This is a genomic window from Catellatospora paridis (genome assembly GCF_009720365.1).
Taxonomy (GTDB): Bacteria; Actinomycetota; Actinomycetes; order Mycobacteriales; family Micromonosporaceae; genus Catellatospora; species Catellatospora paridis.
Window position 1 is genome coordinate 179,528 of the sequence record NZ_ML769317.1, and the last position, 17,723, is coordinate 197,250.

A 17,723-nucleotide genomic window follows, 5' to 3' on the forward strand; every position below is an offset into this window, starting at 1 on the left:
ACAATGCACGAGCGTGCAGGCCGTACGATATGGACCGACGGTGACCGGGGAGGCGCGCATGGCGGACTGGGAGATCTCCGACGAGGCTGATTTCGCCTACACGGCGGATCTGCTGGAGGAGGAGTGCCGGGCGTCGGCGCCACGCCGCGGTGCCAGCCCCCACCTGGCGATCACCTTGACCGAACTCCTGGTCGTGCAAACGCACAAATGGTTCGGAGCAGCCGACGTCAAACTCGACGCTCTGGTGGCCCACGGCGCGAAGGACGCGGGCAGCGTCGCGTACAGCGTGCGCACCTTGCCCTTCGCGGGTGTGCGCAAAGGTGAATTCCTCCCGATCGGTGCCCCCGGGCTGCTGCTCTACGAGGGCCGGCCCCGTCGGTTCATAGACCTCTTCCTCATCCTGTCGCGCGACGACGCAGCGAGTCCCACGGCACAGGCCGTGCTCGAGGAGGTCGTCGCCACGGGCGAGACTCTGCAACTGCCGCTGGAGCTGGCGACGGCCACCGGGTTCATACCGGAATCCGAGCTGCTGGCTGCCGGCCTGAAGACCGCGGTGGCGGTCGGTGATCTCGTCCTGGCACGGATGCGTCAGCATCGTCCGGCGATCATCGGAATGTTTCGTGCCTCCTGGCTGCGCGGGCGGGACAACTGGGGCATCGGCCAGCACCCGCCCCAGGGGCGATTCGACGTCTCGGGGATGTCGTTCAGTTTCAGCGTGGTGGACGAGTCCGAGTGACGGCGATCGGTGCGCAGGCGCCGACGCTGTGGTCATGACCGTCGACGCGCGAAGACTTCCTCGGCGTACGCCTGCAGTCTGCGCGGCGGTTCACCGGTGAGCCACCGGGCGTCGCGTCGTCGGTACGCCGCGCCGCCCTATGATCATCGAATGCTGGACCTCACCCCACCGGCGATCCGCCCCGGCGGCATCGACGACGTCGCCATCGTGCTCACCTTGATGGACCGCGCGACCGAGTGGCTCGTGTCGATCGGCCGCGCCGATCAGTGGGGCACCGAGCCGCACTCGACGAACCCCAAGCGCATCGCACAGATCGAGGGGTTCGCCCGCAGCGGTGGGCTGTGGATCGCCGAGGTGGGCGGCACCCCTGTGGGTGCCCTCTCGGTCGGCGACGCCCTGCCGTACGTGGCCCCCGCCGACGAACCGGAGCTGTACGTACAGCTGCTGATATCCGACCGGTCGTCGCCGGTCCGCGGCGTCGGCGCCGCGCTGCTGGCCCACGCACGCGGGCTGGCGGTGCAGCAGGGCGTCGCGCTCCTACGGCTGGACTGCTTTGCCGGAGGCGAGGGCGCTCTGGTGCGCTACTACGAGCGTCAGGGGTTCACCCGGGGGCAGGCCTTCTCCGTGGCACAGCCCGACCGGGACTGGCCGGGCCGGATACTCACCTTCCGTTTGTAATCCGGCGGAGTTCACTTCAGGCGTCCGCCGGCACGGGCAGGAATCGACGCAACACTCTGCGTGCGAACCTCGTCGAGCGGGAAGTTATCGATGCTGATGAATTGCATTTCGGCTTTTCGGTGGGTTTAATCACGGGCGGGTAGGCGATCGTTCACACCTCGAAGGATGTGACCATGCAAAAGCCCGGACGTGTCCGCGCTCTCGCCTGCACCCTCGCCACGGCAGCCGCCTCGTTCGCCGTCGTCGTGCTTGTCGGAGCCCAACCCGCTCATGCCGCCACGACCTTCACCTCGACCGCGGTGAACCAGAACGGCGGCAACTGCGCGAACCTGCCCAACAACAGCACCGCCAACGGCACCCAGCTCACCCAGTCGGCCTGCAACGGCGCGGGCAGCCAGAACTTCACCTTCACCCCGGTGAGCGGGACCACCGACCAGTTCACGATCGCGACCCCGGCCGCGGGTAGATGCGTGGACGTCAACGGGGCATCCACCGCCGACAACGCCACGATCATCCAGTGGACGTGCCACAGCGGCACCAACCAGCGGGTCCGCCTGGTGCCCGTCGCCATCGGCGGCACCGACAAGACGTTCCACCTGCAACCCGTGCACTCGGGCAAGTGCGTCGTGCCCTCGGCGGGATCGGCCACCGCCGGTGTCGGGCTCGTCCAGCTGCCATGCAGCTCCGCGACCTCGCGCGTATGGCGGCTGCCCAACTACACCTCCGGCGGCGGCAACCCGACCACGCCACCGGAGAAGACCGTCCGCGTGTACTGGCTCAAGCCCTCGGATGTGGCCTACGACCAGCGCTGGCCCGACGGCATCGCCAACGTGATGCGCGAGGCCCAGCGCTACTACCGGCAGGAGCTGGGCAAGACGTTCACGCTGAACACCACGGTGGTCGAGGTCGTCAACGGCGATCACGTGAAGTCGTGGTACGAGAACACGCCCAACGGCAGCGACCGCTACTGGTGGTCGGTGTTCAACATGCAAGAAGAGCTGCGGCGCAAGCTGTCCCTGCGCGCGCCCGACACCCGCTGGATCAACGTCGGTCTCATCAGCGCGGAAGGTCCGGGCGCGGGCGGCGGTGGTGGCGGCGGCTGGGTGATCCTGTGCCAGCACGACGCGGACGGCGCGGCGGGCGTGAACGGTCCCATGAACCGCTGGTACGGCGGGATGGTGCACGAACTGGGTCACGCCTTCGGCCTGCCCGACTCGGCGTCGACCGATGGCACACCCATGTCGGCGTCGTTCTACAGCTACCCGAACACGCATTTCAGCCAGGCGCAGAAGACGCAGATCCTCAACGGCCCGTACGGCACATTCCTGTCATGAGCGCTCAATTCCTGCAGTGACCGCCAAGGTGGCCGTGCGGAAGCCGGCGAACGACTGGCTTCTGCACGGCCCCACAAACCCGGTGACCGGCCAGTCTGGGCCGTGACGCATCCGGCTCACGTGTCGAGAAACCCGTGTCGGGGATCAGCCGGCACGATCTGCACCGACCCGTCTCGGACCAGCCACTGGACCGGCGCCTGGTCCTCGACACTCACTACGAAGACGCCCGAGACACGATCGCCGTCGTCGGTGGCGGGCAGCGCCGCCATGGCGCGCAGTTGGTGATCGAACCACTCGAGCCCGCCGGTGCGAATGTCACCGCCGTAGAAGGCGAAGCACGTCCAGTTGAACTCCCTCGACGCGAACGCCCAGCCTGCCTCGTATCCAGCCGGGTGCGCGGTGATCAACCGCCGAATCCCCGCAAGCTGCTGTGCATCGCACTCCAGCCAACCTCGCACCTTCGCATACGTCCCCACCGCGCCATCGTGTCAGATCAGGTCCGTACTCGATCACCAACTTTTTGCCTGCGGCGGTCCTGTGAACAGGCGTGGCAGGGGCGCAGCGGCCGTCGCTCGCCGGGGACGCGACGGTCTATTCCCGGCCCATCCAGGTGGCGACGCAGGCCTCGTTGCCCTCGGCGTCGGCAAGGACCCACCACTTCGGCGCGTACGCGTCGGAGACAAGGCGACCCCCCGCTGCCAGGGCGGCGGCGATGCGGGCCTCAGCCTGCTCGTGCGGGACAGCCACGTCGAGGTGGATACGGTTGCGCTGCGGACGTGGGGCGTCCATGTCCTGGAACCCGAACCCTGGACCGCGGCCCAAAGGGTCGCTCAGGTAGTCGTCGCCGATCGGGGAGTAGCCCAGCAGTGCGCGCCAGAACGGCAGCACGTCCGCGGTGACGAGTGCGTCGATCGTGATGTTGACGAGCTGGACGGCGGTCGGGTCGGCCGGGATGCCCAACTCTGCGGCGGCGGCCGAGATCTGCCGGGCCAGGGCGACGTCGCGGTGCGTCAGGGTCACGGTGACACCGGCGTCCCGCAAGTCGACACGGGGACGGCGGTCGGCGGTGGCGACGAGCCCGCCGATCTCACCGATGAACGCGACGCCCTCCGCGAACGAACCCGTCCGGAAGTGGGCCGAGACCACGTGGTAGAGCACGCGCCAGTCGTCGACCCCGTCGGCCGCGTGAAACTGTCCCGCCGTGATCCGCTCGGTCATGGCGCCCAAGCTAACACCGGGACCAGCCAGGCGCGGACGCCGACCGGGAACGGTCGATGATCAGAGCAGTCATCGCTGCGGATGATCCCGTGTTGGGTGCCGGGTCGTGGGCGCAGCTGCCGAACCGTGCCCGCCGACGGGCGGGTCAGCCCGTGGCGAGGTGGCCTTCGATGCTGGCCACCTTCGCGTCGAGCGCCCCGCTGACGCCGTCGCGCCAGTCCAGCTTCAGGACCACGCCCACGCGAGGCGACTTCGCCTTGACGGCCTCGGTCGCGGCTTTGACGACGGTCATGACCTCGTCCCAGGTCTCGCCCTCGACGGTGGTGAACATCGCGTCGGTGCGGTTGGGCAGGCCGGATGCGCGGACCACGCGGACCGCTTCGGCGACGAGTGCGCCGACGTCCTCCCCGGCGCCGACCGGTGAGACGGAGAACGCGACCAGGACCGACATGATCACGACGCTACCATCCCATCCGCCAGCCTGCCGTCCGCGCTGGCAGGGGCGCTGTGCCTGCGCGATCCCTTGTCGGCCGCACCGGCCGGGCTTCTCGTGCGGTCCCCCGGCGCTTGCGGGGCAAGGCTCGCGGGGGCTGACAAGATCCGGGATCGGAAATATTCTCCGTAGATCACTCTCACGTCGGAGATTTTTGCCACATCTTCGGCAGCCTCGTGAAAGGACCGCCATGTCCCCCGACGCACATGAGCTCGACCGTCGCACCCTCCTCAAGGCCTCACTCGGCGCCGCGACCGTGGCGGTCGTCGGCAGCGAGTTGCTGCTGCCCGGCACCGCGCAGGCGGCGCCCGGCGGCCAGTTCCCATGGATCATCGACTGCGAGTCGTGGGGCGCCCTGCCGCCGCTGCCGCTGTCGGTGAGCGGCACCGCCACCAACAAGATCATCGTGCATCACACCGCGTACCCGAACAGCACCGACTACTCGCAGGACCAGGCGATCTGGCTGGCCCGCGACATCCAGCGGCTGCACATGGACGGCAACGGCTGGTCCGACACCGGCCAGCACTTCACCGTCAGCCGCGGCGGCTACGTCCTCGAGGGCAGGCGCGGCAGCCTGGAGCGCCTCGAGGCCGGCGACCGGCAGATGATCTCCGCGCACTGTCCCGGTGAGAACGGCCGTGCCATCGGCATCGAGAACGAGGGCACCTATGTGACCGAGACGCCGCCGGAGGTGCTGCTGGAGTCCCTGACCAAGCTGTGCGTCGCGATCTGCCGGCAGTACGGGCTGCAGGCGCACGACATCTTCGGCCACTGGGACTTCCGCTTCACCGACTGCCCCGGCGCGGCCTTCTACCGCCAGTTCCCGATGCTGCGCCGCCGCGTCGCCGACGCCCTGGGCACGTCGCCCGACCAGGCGCCGGAGCGCCGCTGGCCCGACATCTGGCGCTTCGTCGGCGGCCCGGTGGTCCGCGTGGCGCAGTACCTGCTCGGCGCGCAGGGATACCCGGTGGCCGCCAGCGGAGTGTTCGACGCGGCCACCGTCGCCGCCGTGCAGGACTGGCAGGCACGCAACGGCATCGCGGTCGACATCGACGCCACCGTGACCGCCCCCACCTGGGAGACGCTCGCACCCGAGCTGGACAAGCACGCCACCGGCGTGCCGGTCAGCGCCCTGCAGTACATCCTGCACAACAAGGGATGGGCCGACGTCGCCATCACGGGACAGTTCGACCACCCGACTATGAAGGCCGTGCAGGACCTGCAGCGGCTGCACGGTCTGACCCCCAATGGCAAGGTCACGACCAGCACCTGGTGCGCGGCCGTCGGCGGCATCACCCGCGAGTCGCTGAGCGCCTAGCAGCGCCCGGGTCGGGGCAGTCCCAGCGGCGGCCCCGACCCAGCACACGCCCCGGCCATGCGCCAAGCGGCATCGGTCTGCTCACGTATAGCCGGCGACGCGCCCAGCTGTCCGACACGGGTGGCAACAGGCATACGCGGGAACTGTGGGTGAACAACGTTTCGGTCGTCTTGTGGCTGGTCACGGCACGTTGACACGATGGCTGCCATGCTCACAGGTTCGACAACGCTACGCCTGGAGGATCGTGAACTGCCCGCCGTGTGGCTGCGCGACAACTGCCGCTGCGCCCAGTGCGCCGACCCGGTGAGCGGGCAGAAGCTGTTCGGCATCCTGGACCTGCCCGCCGACCTGAGCGTCGACGAGGCGACCGACGACGGCACCGACGTGACCGTCAGGTTCGCCCCGGACGGCCACGTGTCCCGGTTCCCTCGCAACTGGCTGCTCGCACCGGCGACGCCCGACGAGCGCACCGAGGATGGCAAGCAGTTCGGCGCCGGTGCGACCGAGGTCGCGTGGGCGGACTTCCGCGAGAACCGCACCGAGGCGCTGGAAGCCCTGCTGGTGCGGGGCTTCGTCCTGCTGCGGGGAGTTCCGGTCGCCGAAGGCGCGGTCCTGGACGTCGCCGCAGAGTTCGGCTACGTCCGCGAGACGAACTACGGACGGATCTTCGACGTGCGCGTCGAGGACAACGCGACCAACCTGGCGTTCACCGGCCGGGAGATCACCCCGCACACCGACAACCCGTACCGGGACCCGGTGCCCACGGTGCAGCTCCTGCACTGCCTGGTCAACGCCGCGACCGGCGGCGATTCGGGCCTGATCGACGGGTTCGCCGCCGCGGCCGTCCTACGGGCCGAAGATCCTGAGGCGTTCGCCGTACTCACCCGGACCCCCGTCACCTTCCGCTACGCCGACGCCGACACCGACCTCTCGGCCAGCCGGCCACTGATCGGCCTCGACCCGGCCGGGCGGATCCGCGAAATCCGGTTCAACAACCGGTCGACCCAGCCGCTGCGCGCCCCACATGCCGACGTGATCGGCTTCTACGCCGCATACCGCATGTTCGCCGAGATCATCGCCCGGCCGGCCGGGCGGCTCGACTTGCGCCTCGGACCCGGTGACTGCCTCGTGTTCGACAACACCCGGATGCTGCACGCGCGCACGGCGTTCGCCGAGGGCGGCGCCCGGCACCTGCAAGGGTGCTACGCCGACCTGGACGCGGTCGCCAGCCGCCGCGCCGTCCTGGCCCGCCGGGCGCCCCTCGACCTGCTCGCCGACCTGTTCGCGGGACCGGGCGCTGCGGACTACCTGGGCGAGTCGGTGTCGCAGGCCGCGCACATGCTGCAGGCGGCGTCGCTAGCCGAGGCCGCACGCTCGCCCGACGCCCTGGTCGCGGCTGCGCTGCTGCACGACGTCGGTCACTTCACCGGCGAGATCAGCGGCGACGAGCTGATGGCCGGTGTCGACAACCGGCACAGCCACGCAGGTGCGGACTGGCTGGCCGCCTGGTTCCCGCCGGCGGTCACCGAACCGGTCCGGCTGCACGTGGCGGCCAAGCGATACCTGTGCGCGGTGGAGCCGAGCTACCGCGAGCAGTTGTCGCCGGCTTCGGAGTACACCCTGACCGTGCAGGGCGGGCCGATGACCGCGGCGGAGGCCGCCGCGTTCGAAGCGCAGCCGGGCGCGGCCGACGCCGTCGCGGTACGCCGCTGGGACGACGCCGCCAAGGACACCGCCGCGCAAGCGCCCGATTTCGCGCACTTCCGGCCGCTGCTGGAACGTGTCCTGCGCAGGTAGCCGGTACGCACCGCCGGTGCCGCAGCAAGCGGTTCATCGGGCGTTCGGACCACGTCGCCCTCAGCGCTGAACGTCCCAGCGTGAAACTCGTCGAACAGGCGGCACAACCGTCTGGCGGGATGCTCCGGTCAGGGGTATGGACGAGAGGGGTCGCATGCGGGCCGACGAGGAACGCGCGTTCACCGAGTACGCGCAGGGGCGAGTGCTGGAACTGCGCCGCACCGCATACCGGCTCTGCGGCGACTGGGACCAGGCACACGACCTGACCCAGACCGCGCTGATCCGGCTCTACCGGCACTGGACGCGGGTCGCGCAGACGGACTCGCCGGACGCGTACGTGCGCCGCATGCTGGTCAACGTCTTCCTCGACCACCGGCAGTCCTGGTGGTCACGGCGGGTCAGGCCGTTTCCCGAACCACCGGACACACCCGCCCCCTCCGAGGACGTCGCCGACCGCCTCGACCTGATGGCCGCGCTGGCCAGGCTCGCCCCCGGGCAGCGCGCCGTGATCGTGCTGCGCTTCTGGGAAGGCATGGACGTCGCCGAGACCGCCCGGACCCTGGGCTGCTCGCCGGGCACCGTCAAGAGCCAGACGTCGTACGCCATCGCCGCGCTGCGGCGCCTGCTGCCCAACTACGTAGGAGAAGCGGCATGAACGACCAGCAGATCGCGGCCCTGCTGGCCGCGGCACCGCAACAGCCCGAACCGCCGCTGCCGCCCGGCCTGCTGGAGGACCTGGTGCCCGCGGCCCGGCGCGACATCCGCCGCCGCCGCACCACCGCCGCGCTGTGCACCGTCGCCGCCCTGCTGCTCGGCGCCGGCGTGCTGCTCACCCCCGCCGGCGGCACGGACCCGGGCCCCGCCCAACGGCCGCCGGGCAGGGCCGGCCTGCCCGACCGGGTCGCCGGATACTCACCGCTGACCGGCTCGGTCAGCGACGCCCCGCCGGGACGCGCGATCATGGTGTACGGGTACGGCAACAGCGAAATGCTGCGTACCTACCAGTCGCTCGTCCTGTCCGCCGACACCGATGCCTACCGGCAGCTCGACGCCATGCCCGACCGCTCCGGGCCGTGGCTGCTCGCCCCGGACGGGCGCACGATCGTGCTCTCGGCCGCCGACCGCGCGATGGCCGAGGTGCAGGTCGTGGACCTGCAGTCCGGGCAGACCCGGCAGGTGCCGCTGCCGCGCGCGGGCGGGGTCACCCCGCTGGCACTGTCCCCGGACGGGAACACCCTGGCGTACTCGATCGTCGACACGACGCCTATCGCCGAGGACATGGCGCGTGACGTGGGCAATCTAATCCAGCGTCACGCCACCGAGCACAGCGAGCTGGTGCTGCTGGATCTGCGCACCGGGCAGGCGACCGCGACCGATGCCGGGCCGGTGTCGGCGGCGGCGTTCGCCCCCGACGGGCAGCGTCTGGTCGTGCAGTCGCGGCTGCGGACCTGGCTGGTCGGGCTGGACGGGCGCAGGCAGCAGGAGGTGATGGTGCCGCAGGGCTACGGCATCACCGTGCACAACGCCTGGTCGCCGTCGGGGCTGCTGCTGGCGGTGGTGCCGTGGGCGGTCGAGGACTGGGGGACCGACCGCGCCTACGTCCTGGACTACCGGACGCCGGGCGCGGTGCGCACGGTCAGCCTCGCCGAGCCGTCGGTGCTGCGCGGCACCGCCGACACCGAGACGTTCCTGGGCTGGCTGTCCGACACCGAGGTGCTGGGCCAGTCCTGGGACTACGGCTCCGACACCGGCGCGCTGTGGGCCGTGCCCGTCGACGGGCGGTCGCCGCGGGTGCTCAGCCGGTTCGACGACGCCTACCGGTGCGAGTTCGGCTTGCAGCGCTGCGTGCCGTACGAGGTCTCGGTCGCCGCTGGGCTGCTGCCCGAGCTGACCGTCCGGCCTGCCGGACCGCTGGACCGTGGCCCGTGGCCTGCCGGCATCCGCCTTGCGGCGCTCGTGGTGTTCGTCGTCGGCGCCGCAGGGGGCTGGTTGCTGCGGGCCATCCTGCGGCGTCGACGTGGTCGAAGGTTCGCTCCCTAACCGTGACCTCCGAACTCTGAGTTGAGGGAGTCCGATACGTAGTGGCCGGGCGCGGCTGGCTCGCCGGCCACACGGCCGCCGACTGTGGTGCGCAGATGTGCCGTAGATCACATGCCGAGCCGGTCTCTGTCAACGCGGAGTGATCAATGCAGCTCCGGTGATGCCGACTTCCGAATGGGCGCGCCGTTAGGGGCGTGTCGACTGTGGAGAGTGATTGCGATCCGGTGTTCCGGGTCTTGTGATCTTCTGCGGGCGTCACTAGGTTGCGTTGGCTGTCTTCTCATCTACGGGGGTGTGGGACATGGGCCGTTCGCGTGCTCGTTTGCTTGTCACGATGGTCTGGATGCGTGTCCGATGAGGTTCCTCACGTCGGACGCGCCGGTGCTGGGCACCGACCAGTTCTTCACGCTATCGCCGTGGGCGCTCGTGGATAACGAGACCAACAACTATGCATTGATCTCGGCCGACGGTAGGCCGGAGAGCGCGATGCGCGCACTCAACTTCACGCCGTTCACCGCGACCAACCCTCCCGCCGTCGGCTCGACGCTGCGGCACGGCAACCACATCAACGCCTTCTGCGGCGGTGTCGACGACATCCAGGTGTGGCAGGCCCCCATGACCGACGCCCAGGTCCTTGAGCGCCGCCGGGGGCAGGCGCCGTAACACCAGCCGGTGATGCCGGACCCATGACGGGCCGCCATCACCGGCATTCGTGTTCGTCCACCGGCGAGACCAACCGGAACGGCCGCATCAACTGCGTGCGGCGTTCAGGCATGACCGGTGGGTGGCGCCGAGCGCTCCTTTCCGCGGGCGCCTGGCGCAACTGCGGGCTTGGTGGTTGTGGCTCAGCACGCTTCGGCTACCACCTGCGGTGATCACAGCAAGCCTCGCGGTCGACCGCGACGCCTTGCGCATCTCTCACACGGGGAAGGAAAGTCCATGTTGTCTGCACGGTCGGTGATCGACCTGCGACGCCCACGGCCCAGATGGGGCCGTATGTCGCTGGTCGTATCCCTCACCGCGGCCCTGGCAGGTTCACTCCTGTCCGCCGCACCCGCCTACGCGGAACCATCTCTGCCACCGCTGAAGCCTCAACTGGAGAAGCTCGACAACGTCGGCGGCCCGGTCGCCGGGCGTGGCTGGTCGCAGAATCGCGTCAAATACGAGCCGGCGCCCACCCCGGTATGGCCCAAGGCCGGCACGGAACACGTCGTCCTCGACGCCGCCGCTGCCGCCAGGTCCGCCGACAGCCGCGGCACGCGAGCCGGAGCACTGCCGGTGTGGGCACAGCGCGGCACCGGCGCCGCGGGCTCCCGTCTGAGCGGGCTCGACGTGACGGTCGTCGACCGTGCGAAGCTGCCCGCCCAATGGCGTGACGGCTTGGCCATGCGGGTGTCCGCGCCCAAGGACACGTCGACCGGCACCGCGAAGATCGCGGTGGACTACTCCGGGTTCCGCTACGCCGTCGGCGGCAACTGGGCTTCACGGCTTCGGCTGTGGCAGGTGCCCGACTGTGCGCTGACCACCCCGGACATGCCCTCCTGCCGGTCGGTGCCGCTGCGGACCAGCAACGACCTGACCGCCGGTGTGGCATCGGCAGAGGTCGCGGTCGAGCACATCAAGGCGCCTACGACGCCGCAGACCAAGGCGCAGCTGGCCGGTGACGCCTCCGTGCCTACCGCACAGGGGTCGATGATCATGCTGGCGGCGGCGGCCTCAGGTAGCGACGGCGACTTCGGCGCGACCAGCATGGCCGCGTCGTCGACATGGTCGGCCGGGGGCAGTTCCGGCGACTTCTCCTGGAGCTACCCGCTGCGCATGCCGCCCGCGACCGGACCTGCGCCGAGCATCGGCCTGGTCTACTCGTCCTCGGCGGTGGACGGCCGCTCCGAGGTCAGCAACAACCAGCCGTCCTGGATCGGTGAAGGTTTCGAGTACTCGGCCGGTTACATCGAGCGCCGGTACGTGCCGTGCTCGGAGGACATGAAGAAGAGCCCGAACAACACGCTCAAGACCGCCGACCAGTGCTGGCGGTCGGACAACGCCACCATGTCGCTCAACGGCCGCGGTGGAGAGCTGATCTACGACTCGGTCAAGGGCTGGCATTCGCGGTCCGAGGACGGATCGGTGATCGAGAAGATCGCCGGTGGCGCCGGGACCAACGGCGACGACAACGGCGAGTACTGGAAGGTCACCACGACCGACGGCACGCAGTACTTCTTCGGCCGGCACAACCTGCCCGGCGAGACGGAGAAGACGTACTCGACACTGACGGTGCCGGTGTTCGGCAACCACACGGGCGAGCCCTGCCACCAGAGCACCTACGCTGCGTCGGACTGTGTGCAGGCGTGGCGGTGGAACCTCGACTACGTCGTGGACGTGCGTGGCAACACGATGTCGTACTGGTACGGCAAGGAGACCAACAAATACGCGCGCAACATGACGGACTCCGACGATGTCACCTACGACCGGGCGAGTTACCTCAAGCGCATCGATTACGGCACCTACGACCGCACCGTCGCCGAGCACGGCGTTCTCGAGCGGTCGGTGACCCCGTACGCGCAGGTGCTGTTCGAAACCGACATGCGGTGCTTCTCCAGTTGCGGCACCGAGACGGCCCCGACCACGGCGAACTGGAAGGACACCCCTTGGGACCAGGAGTGCAAGGCCTCGGCCACCTCCTGCCCGCAGCAGTACTCGCCGACGTTCTGGACGACCAAGCGCCTGAAGACGGTCACCACTCAGGTGTGGGACACGACTAAGGCGACACCGGCCTGGCAGCCGGTGGAGTCCTGGACCCTGTCGCACACGTTCGCGGCGACCGCTGACAGCACCCACACCGGTCTGTGGCTGGACAAGATCGACCACTCGGGTCTGGTGGGCACGCCGGTGGCGATGCCACCGGTGACGTTCGAGGCCGTCTCCCTGCCCAACCGGGTGCTGACCGAGCACGGCACGACCGACAACTGGCTGCGCATCGCCAACATCATCACCGAGACCGGATCGAAGATCCACGTCGACTACAGCGCGACCGAGTGCACATCGTCGAACCTGCCCGCCTCGGCGCACACCAATACCAAGCGCTGTTACCCGGTGCTGGTTCCCGACCGGAACGACCCGAGCGGTGACACCCTCGTCGAGGAGTGGTGGCACAAGCACCGGGTCGAGCACGTCACCGAGAACGACGTGCAGCTGGCCGACGGCCACCAGGCCGAGGCCAAGCATACCTACTACACCTACGTCGGCGCCCCGGCATGGCACTACGCCGACGACGACGGCCTTTCCAAGCCCGAGCGCAAGACTTGGGCGCAGTGGCGCGGCTACGCCAAGGTCGAGACCCGCGTCGGTAACGATCCGGCCACGCAGTCGCTGGCCGTGACGACGTTCATGCGCGGTATGCACGGCGACAAGGCCAGCCCATCCGGTGGCACCCGCACCGTCACCGTGGCGGCGTCGTTGGGCTCCGAGACCGTGTACGACGAGGACCAGTTCGCCGGTCAGGTCCGCGAGCAGATCGTATATAACGGCGTGAACACCAAGCCGGTTTCGAAGACCGTGAACGTGCCGTGGCGGTCCAACCCGATCGTGTCGCGCACCATCAACGGCGACACCGTCGAGGCGCGGTTCACCCGGACGATGACGACCTACAGCGCCACCGCGCTGGGTGTCGACGGCGCCCGCGGCTGGCGGACCACGCGCGGGCAGCGCGACTACGACCACACCTATGGGACCCTCAACTGGTCGCAGGACGACGGCGACATCACCGTCACCGGTGACGAGAACTGCACCACCTACAGCTACAACCGCAACACCGCGCCGACCGGGTCCAAGAACCTGACCCAGACCATCAAGCAGACCACGACCACGGCGCTGACCTGCGGCACGCTGCCTTCCAGCGTGGATGAGGTGATCTCCGAGTCGCGGCTGTACTACGACGGTGCGAGCAGCATCTCGACCATGCCGGTGTTCGGGTCGGTGACCAAGACCGAGACGCTCAAGGACTGGACGTCGGGCACCGGAACGGTGTGGCAGGCAGTGTCCCAGGCTACGTTCGATGCCGCCGGTCGTCCGCTGACCTCGACCGACATCAAGGGCAACGTCGCCACCACGACCTACACCCCGAGCGTTGGCGGCCCCGTCACCGCGGTCAGCAGCAAGACCACGGCGGCCGGGACGACGCCCTACAACTGGGTGTCGACGACCAACGTGAACCCGTACTGGGGCTCGACGGTTTCGGCAACCGACCCCAACAGCAAGGTCACCACTGAAGTCGAGTACGACGCGCTCGGCCGCACCGCCAAGGTGTGGACTCTGGGCTGGGACAAGGCCGGCCACCCGAGCACGCCCTCGGCGAAATACACCTACATCCTGGCCCCCAACCGCGACAACTACCCGTACGTCACGTCGCAGATGCTCAACCCTGACGGCAACTACGTCACGTCGTACCAGATCCTCGACGGGCAGCTGCGCTCGCGGCAGACCCAGGCACCGGCTCTGGACGGCAGCGGCGCGCGCGTGGTGACCGATACGATCTACGACGAGTTCGGGCGGGGCGCGACCGGCTACGGCGCGCATGCGGAGCCGGGTGCTGCGGCGGGCACGCTGTGGTGGGAGCCGGAGTGGTCCGTGCCCGCCGTGTCCAAGACCGAGTTCGACCGGGCATCCCGGCCGACAGCCGGTGTGTTCCTCGCCGGCGACGACGTGCAGAACCTGGTCGAGAAGTGGCGTACGGTCACGTCCTTCGAAGGCGACCAGACTTCGGTCACCCCACCGGCTGGTGGCACTCCCACCACGACCGTGACCGATATCCAGGGCCGCACGGTCAAGCTGCGCCAGCACAACACTCCTGCTGGTGTCGGTGGTGGCTATCTGGAGACCCGCTTCGAGTTCAACCGCAAGGGCCAGCAGTATTTGACTGTCGACCCGGCCGGTAACGAGTGGCGCAACGTCTTTGACGTCCAGGGCCGTGTCACCCAGACGGTCGATCCGGACAAGGGCACCGCGAGCACGGAGTACAACAACTACAGCCAGGTTGTCAAGACCACCGACGCCCGCGGCGAGGTGTTGTGGTACGTCTACGACGGCCTCGGCCGTAAGAAGCAGGTCCGTGACGACTCCTCGACGGGTCCGCTGCGCACGGAGTTCAAGTACGACACGCTCTACAGCGGCCAGTCCGGGTTCCGCGGACAGCTGACCGAGTCCATCCGCTACGAACCGGCCGGATCGGCCAACGCCTACAAGTGGCAGGTGCGCCAGTTCGACACCCGCTACCATCCGACCGGCGTCAACTACGTCATCCCCGCGGCGGAGGCCGGCCTCGACACCACCTACGTCTACAGCTACGACTACGCCGCCGCGACCGGCTCACCCACGTCGATCAGCTACCCGGCCGGCGGGTCGCTGGTGACCGAGCAGCTCACCACCGACTACCACAGCGCCACCGGCCTGCCGATCGCATTGGACACCAGCCTGACCGGCTCCGCCGGCACCATGGCCACCACCAGCTACAACGCCTACGGCGAGCGCACCGGATCCATCTACAAGATGCCCGGCGGTGTCTACGCTCAGGATGTCGCCTACCGTGACGAGGCAACCCGTCGGCTCACCCGCACCACCGTGCAGACCGAGACCGGCGCCGGCACCGTCTCCGACCGGGGCTACCTCTACGACAACGCCGGCAACATCACCTCCATCACCGAGACACCCCAGGTCGGCACAGCAGAGACCCAGTGCTTCCGCTACGACGCACTTGTCAGGCTCACCACCGCATGGACCCCCAAGTCCGGCGTAGCCTGTGCCACCGATCCGACCGTGGCCAACCTCGGCGGCCCAGCCCGGTACTGGCAGGACTGGACCTTCAATACGAGCGGATCCCGGCTGACCGAAACCAGCCACGCCGCCGCCGGCGACACCACCCGTAACTACACGATGCCCGTGGGCGGCAAGGACGTGGTGCGCCCGCACGCGGTCACGCAGATGGACACGACCATCGGCTCGACCACGGTGGCCAGCAAGTACGGCTTCGACGCCACCGGCAACACCATCTGCCGCCCGTCCGGGACCACCGCCAACGACTGCGGCACCAAGGCCGGCAGCCAGGAACTCGGCTGGGACGCCGAAGGCAAACTCGCCACCGTCAAGGTCGGCACCCAGACCGTCGAAACCAACATCTACGACGCCAACGGCGTCCGGCTCATCCGCCGCGACACCGCAGGTACCACCCTCTACCTCCCGGGCCAGGAGATCCGCCGGGAAGGAACCGTCAACACCGGCACCCGCTACTACAGCCTCGCCGGACAGATCTGCGCCAGCCGCAAGAACAGCTCAGCCATCGCCAACCTGACCTGGCTGTTCAACGACCACCAGGGGACGCAGCAGCTCAGCGTCAACGCCGCGACCCAGGCCGTCACCACCCGCTACCAGAATCCGTACGGTGGAAACAGGCCCGGGACCAGCAACCCCACCTGGGTCAACCAGAAGGGTTTCGTCGGCGGCGACAACGACCCCACCGGCCTGACGAACGTGGGGGCACGCCAATACGACAGTGTTCTCGGCAGGTTCATCAGCGTCGACCCCATGCTGGTGGCCAGCGACCCGGCTCAATACGACGCCTACCAGTACGCCGGAAACAACCCCATCGTCTACAGCGACCCCACCGGGCTCTGCCGTGACGATCCAGGCACGCCTTGCGGCGACGGGCACCTGCACGACGGCAACGGACTCGACGGGAAAGCCAAGGACAACTCCCGCTGCAGCAACGCCGTCTGCGGACCAGCCGGAGACCCGTGTGACGCGCAGTGTCACGCAAAGATCAGGCAGCAGGAGGAAGCTGACCGGAAGAGGCGCGAATGCCAAGCGGACTACTGGTGCCGGAATGCTGGGGTATGGGGCACAGTTGCTGGTATCGCCGCAGGTGCCCTGGTCGGCGGGGCCTGCCTGTTGGCAACAGGGGGTGCCGGGTCAATCGGCTGTGCCGCTCTGGGGGGTGCTGTCGGTGGAGCCGTCGACTCGCTTACCACTGACCTGCTAGATGCCGAGGACGACTCCGTTGGTGATGTCCTACTCGGTATGCTCGGCGGCGCGGCCGCGGGTGCTGCGGCTGGCGCCTTCTTGGCAGTGGCGCTGCCGGCTGCCGGAGCGGGCGCATTCGCACTCGCAGGCGGAGCGGGACTCAAAACGTCGATGGGAGTCGCTGGTGCGTCCCTCCGCGCATCGGCAGGGGAGCTGGCAACGCCGCTGAAGGGCCTAGCCAGCGCCTTCACCAAACCGGCTGGAGGCTACACGAGCATTCTGTCGCCCGCGAACCTTAAACACATCCTTACTGGGGACTCAGTTTCCTCGGGTGGGCACGCTTGGCCTGGTAATCCCGGTAAGACCACATTCCCGTGGCACTGGTCAAATAAGAAGATTGCACACGCAGTATCCGATATCATTACAGATCCGGCCACTGCATGGGCAAATCAAACGGGTCGGCAGGGTGCCAGGCTTACCAATGCGGGTGATCCCGCGAAGTGGATAACGGAAACCGCACGATGGGGAGTCAATATCAAGGTCATTTGGCAGCCGGCGATAGGCAACGCGCCTTCGGCCTTCCCGCCGAGATGAGGTCTCACGTGAGCTATGTGGAGTTGCGTCGGGAGGCTGATGGCATTGCGCTTGCCCTCAACGAACTGCTTGCGGCGCCTCCATCTGGAGACGTGGCTCCGGTCGATCCGGAAGACTTTCGCCAGATGGTTTGGGTCGGTGAGGCAAAACTCGGCACCGAAACGCTCTGTGAGCAGTTGGAGGAAAACGACGTCCACTTGCCGCCAGACATAGCTGCTCGAATTAAGCAGTTCGGTCTACGGGTAGGGGCAGATCCGCAGTACCTCGAGCGGATCCGTTCCTAATTCTGCAGAATCTAGGTTTAGCAACGAACGCGTGGGCTGGGCGGTCGTCAACCACCGACCGCCCAGCCCACGTATTGGGAAGGCAAAGTAATGGGGCTTTCGTGACTAACGATCTTGCGCGCAATAGCTGAGGATAGTGCCTTGCGCCCAGATCGCACCTCCTCTTTGGATTTCGCGTCGCTGGGCTTGCGGTGCTTTCAGGAGATCGCCGGGCATGGGT

13 protein-coding genes are annotated in these 17,723 nt (G+C 68.4%); 10 read left to right on the forward strand and 3 right to left on the reverse strand.

The features are described 5' to 3' along the window. Positions 1-58: 58 nt before the first annotated feature. From F9C41_RS18740 to F9C41_RS18750, 3 genes are all read left to right on the forward strand, one after another. The gene (locus F9C41_RS18740; RefSeq protein ID WP_155388114.1) at positions 59-736 is read left to right on the forward strand and encodes a hypothetical protein; all 678 of its coding nucleotides are present in this window, start codon (positions 59-61) and stop codon (positions 734-736) included. 150 nt (positions 737-886) lie between these two features. Beyond that, positions 887-1,414 carry a GNAT family N-acetyltransferase gene (locus F9C41_RS18745; protein WP_155388115.1) on the forward strand — a complete coding sequence of 176 codons (528 nt, stop codon included), beginning with the start codon at positions 887-889 and terminating at the stop codon, positions 1,412-1,414. A gap of 173 nt (positions 1,415-1,587) precedes the next feature. Then, complete coding sequence (locus tag F9C41_RS18750) at positions 1,588-2,748, forward strand: RICIN domain-containing protein (RefSeq protein ID WP_155388116.1); 1,161 nt, start codon at positions 1,588-1,590, stop codon at positions 2,746-2,748. Between the two features lie 116 nt (positions 2,749-2,864). Here the strand turns inward: F9C41_RS18750 and F9C41_RS18755 are convergent, their stop codons facing one another. From F9C41_RS18755 to F9C41_RS18765, 3 genes are all read right to left on the reverse strand, one after another. Further along, a complete protein-coding gene (locus tag F9C41_RS18755) occupies positions 2,865-3,224 on the reverse strand; it encodes a hypothetical protein (RefSeq protein WP_155388117.1) in 360 nt (119 codons plus the stop codon). Positions 3,225-3,339: 115 nt separating this feature from the next. Next, positions 3,340-3,966 carry a VOC family protein gene (locus F9C41_RS18760; RefSeq protein ID WP_155388118.1) on the reverse strand — a complete coding sequence of 209 codons (627 nt, stop codon included), beginning with the start codon at positions 3,964-3,966 and terminating at the stop codon, positions 3,340-3,342. Between the two features lie 145 nt (positions 3,967-4,111). After that, positions 4,112-4,417 carry a thiamine-binding protein gene (locus F9C41_RS18765; RefSeq protein WP_155388119.1) on the reverse strand — a complete coding sequence of 102 codons (306 nt, stop codon included), beginning with the start codon at positions 4,415-4,417 and terminating at the stop codon, positions 4,112-4,114. 232 nt (positions 4,418-4,649) lie between these two features. Here F9C41_RS18765 and F9C41_RS18770 point away from each other — a divergent pair, with 232 nt between their 5' ends. The 7 genes from F9C41_RS18770 (at position 4,650) to F9C41_RS18800 (ending at position 17,503) form a co-directional block, all read left to right on the forward strand. Then, positions 4,650-5,777: a peptidoglycan recognition protein family protein gene (locus F9C41_RS18770; RefSeq protein WP_155388120.1), complete on the forward strand. Its 1,128-nt coding sequence runs from the start codon at positions 4,650-4,652 to the stop codon at positions 5,775-5,777. A gap of 207 nt (positions 5,778-5,984) precedes the next feature. Next, positions 5,985-7,574, forward strand: coding sequence for a 2-trimethylaminoethylphosphonate dioxygenase (gene tmpA, locus F9C41_RS18775; protein WP_155388121.1), 1,590 nt, complete (start codon positions 5,985-5,987; stop codon positions 7,572-7,574). A 136-nt stretch (positions 7,575-7,710) separates the two neighbouring features. Further along, the gene (locus tag F9C41_RS18780) at positions 7,711-8,229 is read left to right on the forward strand and encodes a SigE family RNA polymerase sigma factor (protein WP_230689741.1); all 519 of its coding nucleotides are present in this window, start codon (positions 7,711-7,713) and stop codon (positions 8,227-8,229) included. Continuing rightward, positions 8,226-9,614, forward strand: a complete 1,389-nt coding sequence (locus F9C41_RS18785) for a WD40 repeat domain-containing protein (protein WP_155388122.1) — start codon at positions 8,226-8,228, stop codon at positions 9,612-9,614. The genes F9C41_RS18780 and F9C41_RS18785 overlap by 4 nt, the downstream gene beginning before the upstream one ends. Positions 9,615-9,968: 354 nt before the next feature. After that, positions 9,969-10,277, forward strand: coding sequence for a hypothetical protein (locus F9C41_RS18790; RefSeq protein WP_155388123.1), 309 nt, complete (start codon positions 9,969-9,971; stop codon positions 10,275-10,277). Between the two features lie 333 nt (positions 10,278-10,610). After that, positions 10,611-17,219, forward strand: coding sequence for an RHS repeat domain-containing protein (locus tag F9C41_RS18795; protein ID WP_155388124.1), 6,609 nt, complete (start codon positions 10,611-10,613; stop codon positions 17,217-17,219). Positions 17,220-17,227: 8 nt separating this feature from the next. Further along, positions 17,228-17,503 carry a hypothetical protein gene (locus F9C41_RS18800; RefSeq protein WP_155388125.1) on the forward strand — a complete coding sequence of 92 codons (276 nt, stop codon included), beginning with the start codon at positions 17,228-17,230 and terminating at the stop codon, positions 17,501-17,503. Positions 17,504-17,723: the final 220 nt, after the last annotated feature.

Bases quoted from the DNA above. Each gene is read 5' to 3' on its own strand.
- F9C41_RS18740 (WP_155388114.1), top strand. From the start codon at position 59: ATGGCGGACTGGGAGATCTCCGACGAGGCTGATTTCGCCTACACGGCG.
- F9C41_RS18745 (WP_155388115.1), top strand. From the start codon at position 887: ATGCTGGACCTCACCCCACCGGCGATCCGCCCCGGCGGCATCGACGAC.
- F9C41_RS18750 (WP_155388116.1), top strand. From the start codon at position 1,588: ATGCAAAAGCCCGGACGTGTCCGCGCTCTCGCCTGCACCCTCGCCACG.
- F9C41_RS18760 (WP_155388118.1), bottom strand. From the start codon at position 3,966: ATGACCGAGCGGATCACGGCGGGACAGTTTCACGCGGCCGACGGGGTC.
- F9C41_RS18765 (WP_155388119.1), bottom strand. From the start codon at position 4,417: ATGTCGGTCCTGGTCGCGTTCTCCGTCTCACCGGTCGGCGCCGGGGAG.
- F9C41_RS18770 (WP_155388120.1), top strand. From the start codon at position 4,650: ATGTCCCCCGACGCACATGAGCTCGACCGTCGCACCCTCCTCAAGGCC.
- tmpA (WP_155388121.1), top strand. From the start codon at position 5,985: ATGCTCACAGGTTCGACAACGCTACGCCTGGAGGATCGTGAACTGCCC.
- F9C41_RS18780 (WP_230689741.1), top strand. From the start codon at position 7,711: ATGGACGAGAGGGGTCGCATGCGGGCCGACGAGGAACGCGCGTTCACC.
- F9C41_RS18785 (WP_155388122.1), top strand. From the start codon at position 8,226: ATGAACGACCAGCAGATCGCGGCCCTGCTGGCCGCGGCACCGCAACAG.
- F9C41_RS18790 (WP_155388123.1), top strand. From the start codon at position 9,969: ATGAGGTTCCTCACGTCGGACGCGCCGGTGCTGGGCACCGACCAGTTC.
- F9C41_RS18795 (WP_155388124.1), top strand. From the start codon at position 10,611: ATGTCGCTGGTCGTATCCCTCACCGCGGCCCTGGCAGGTTCACTCCTG.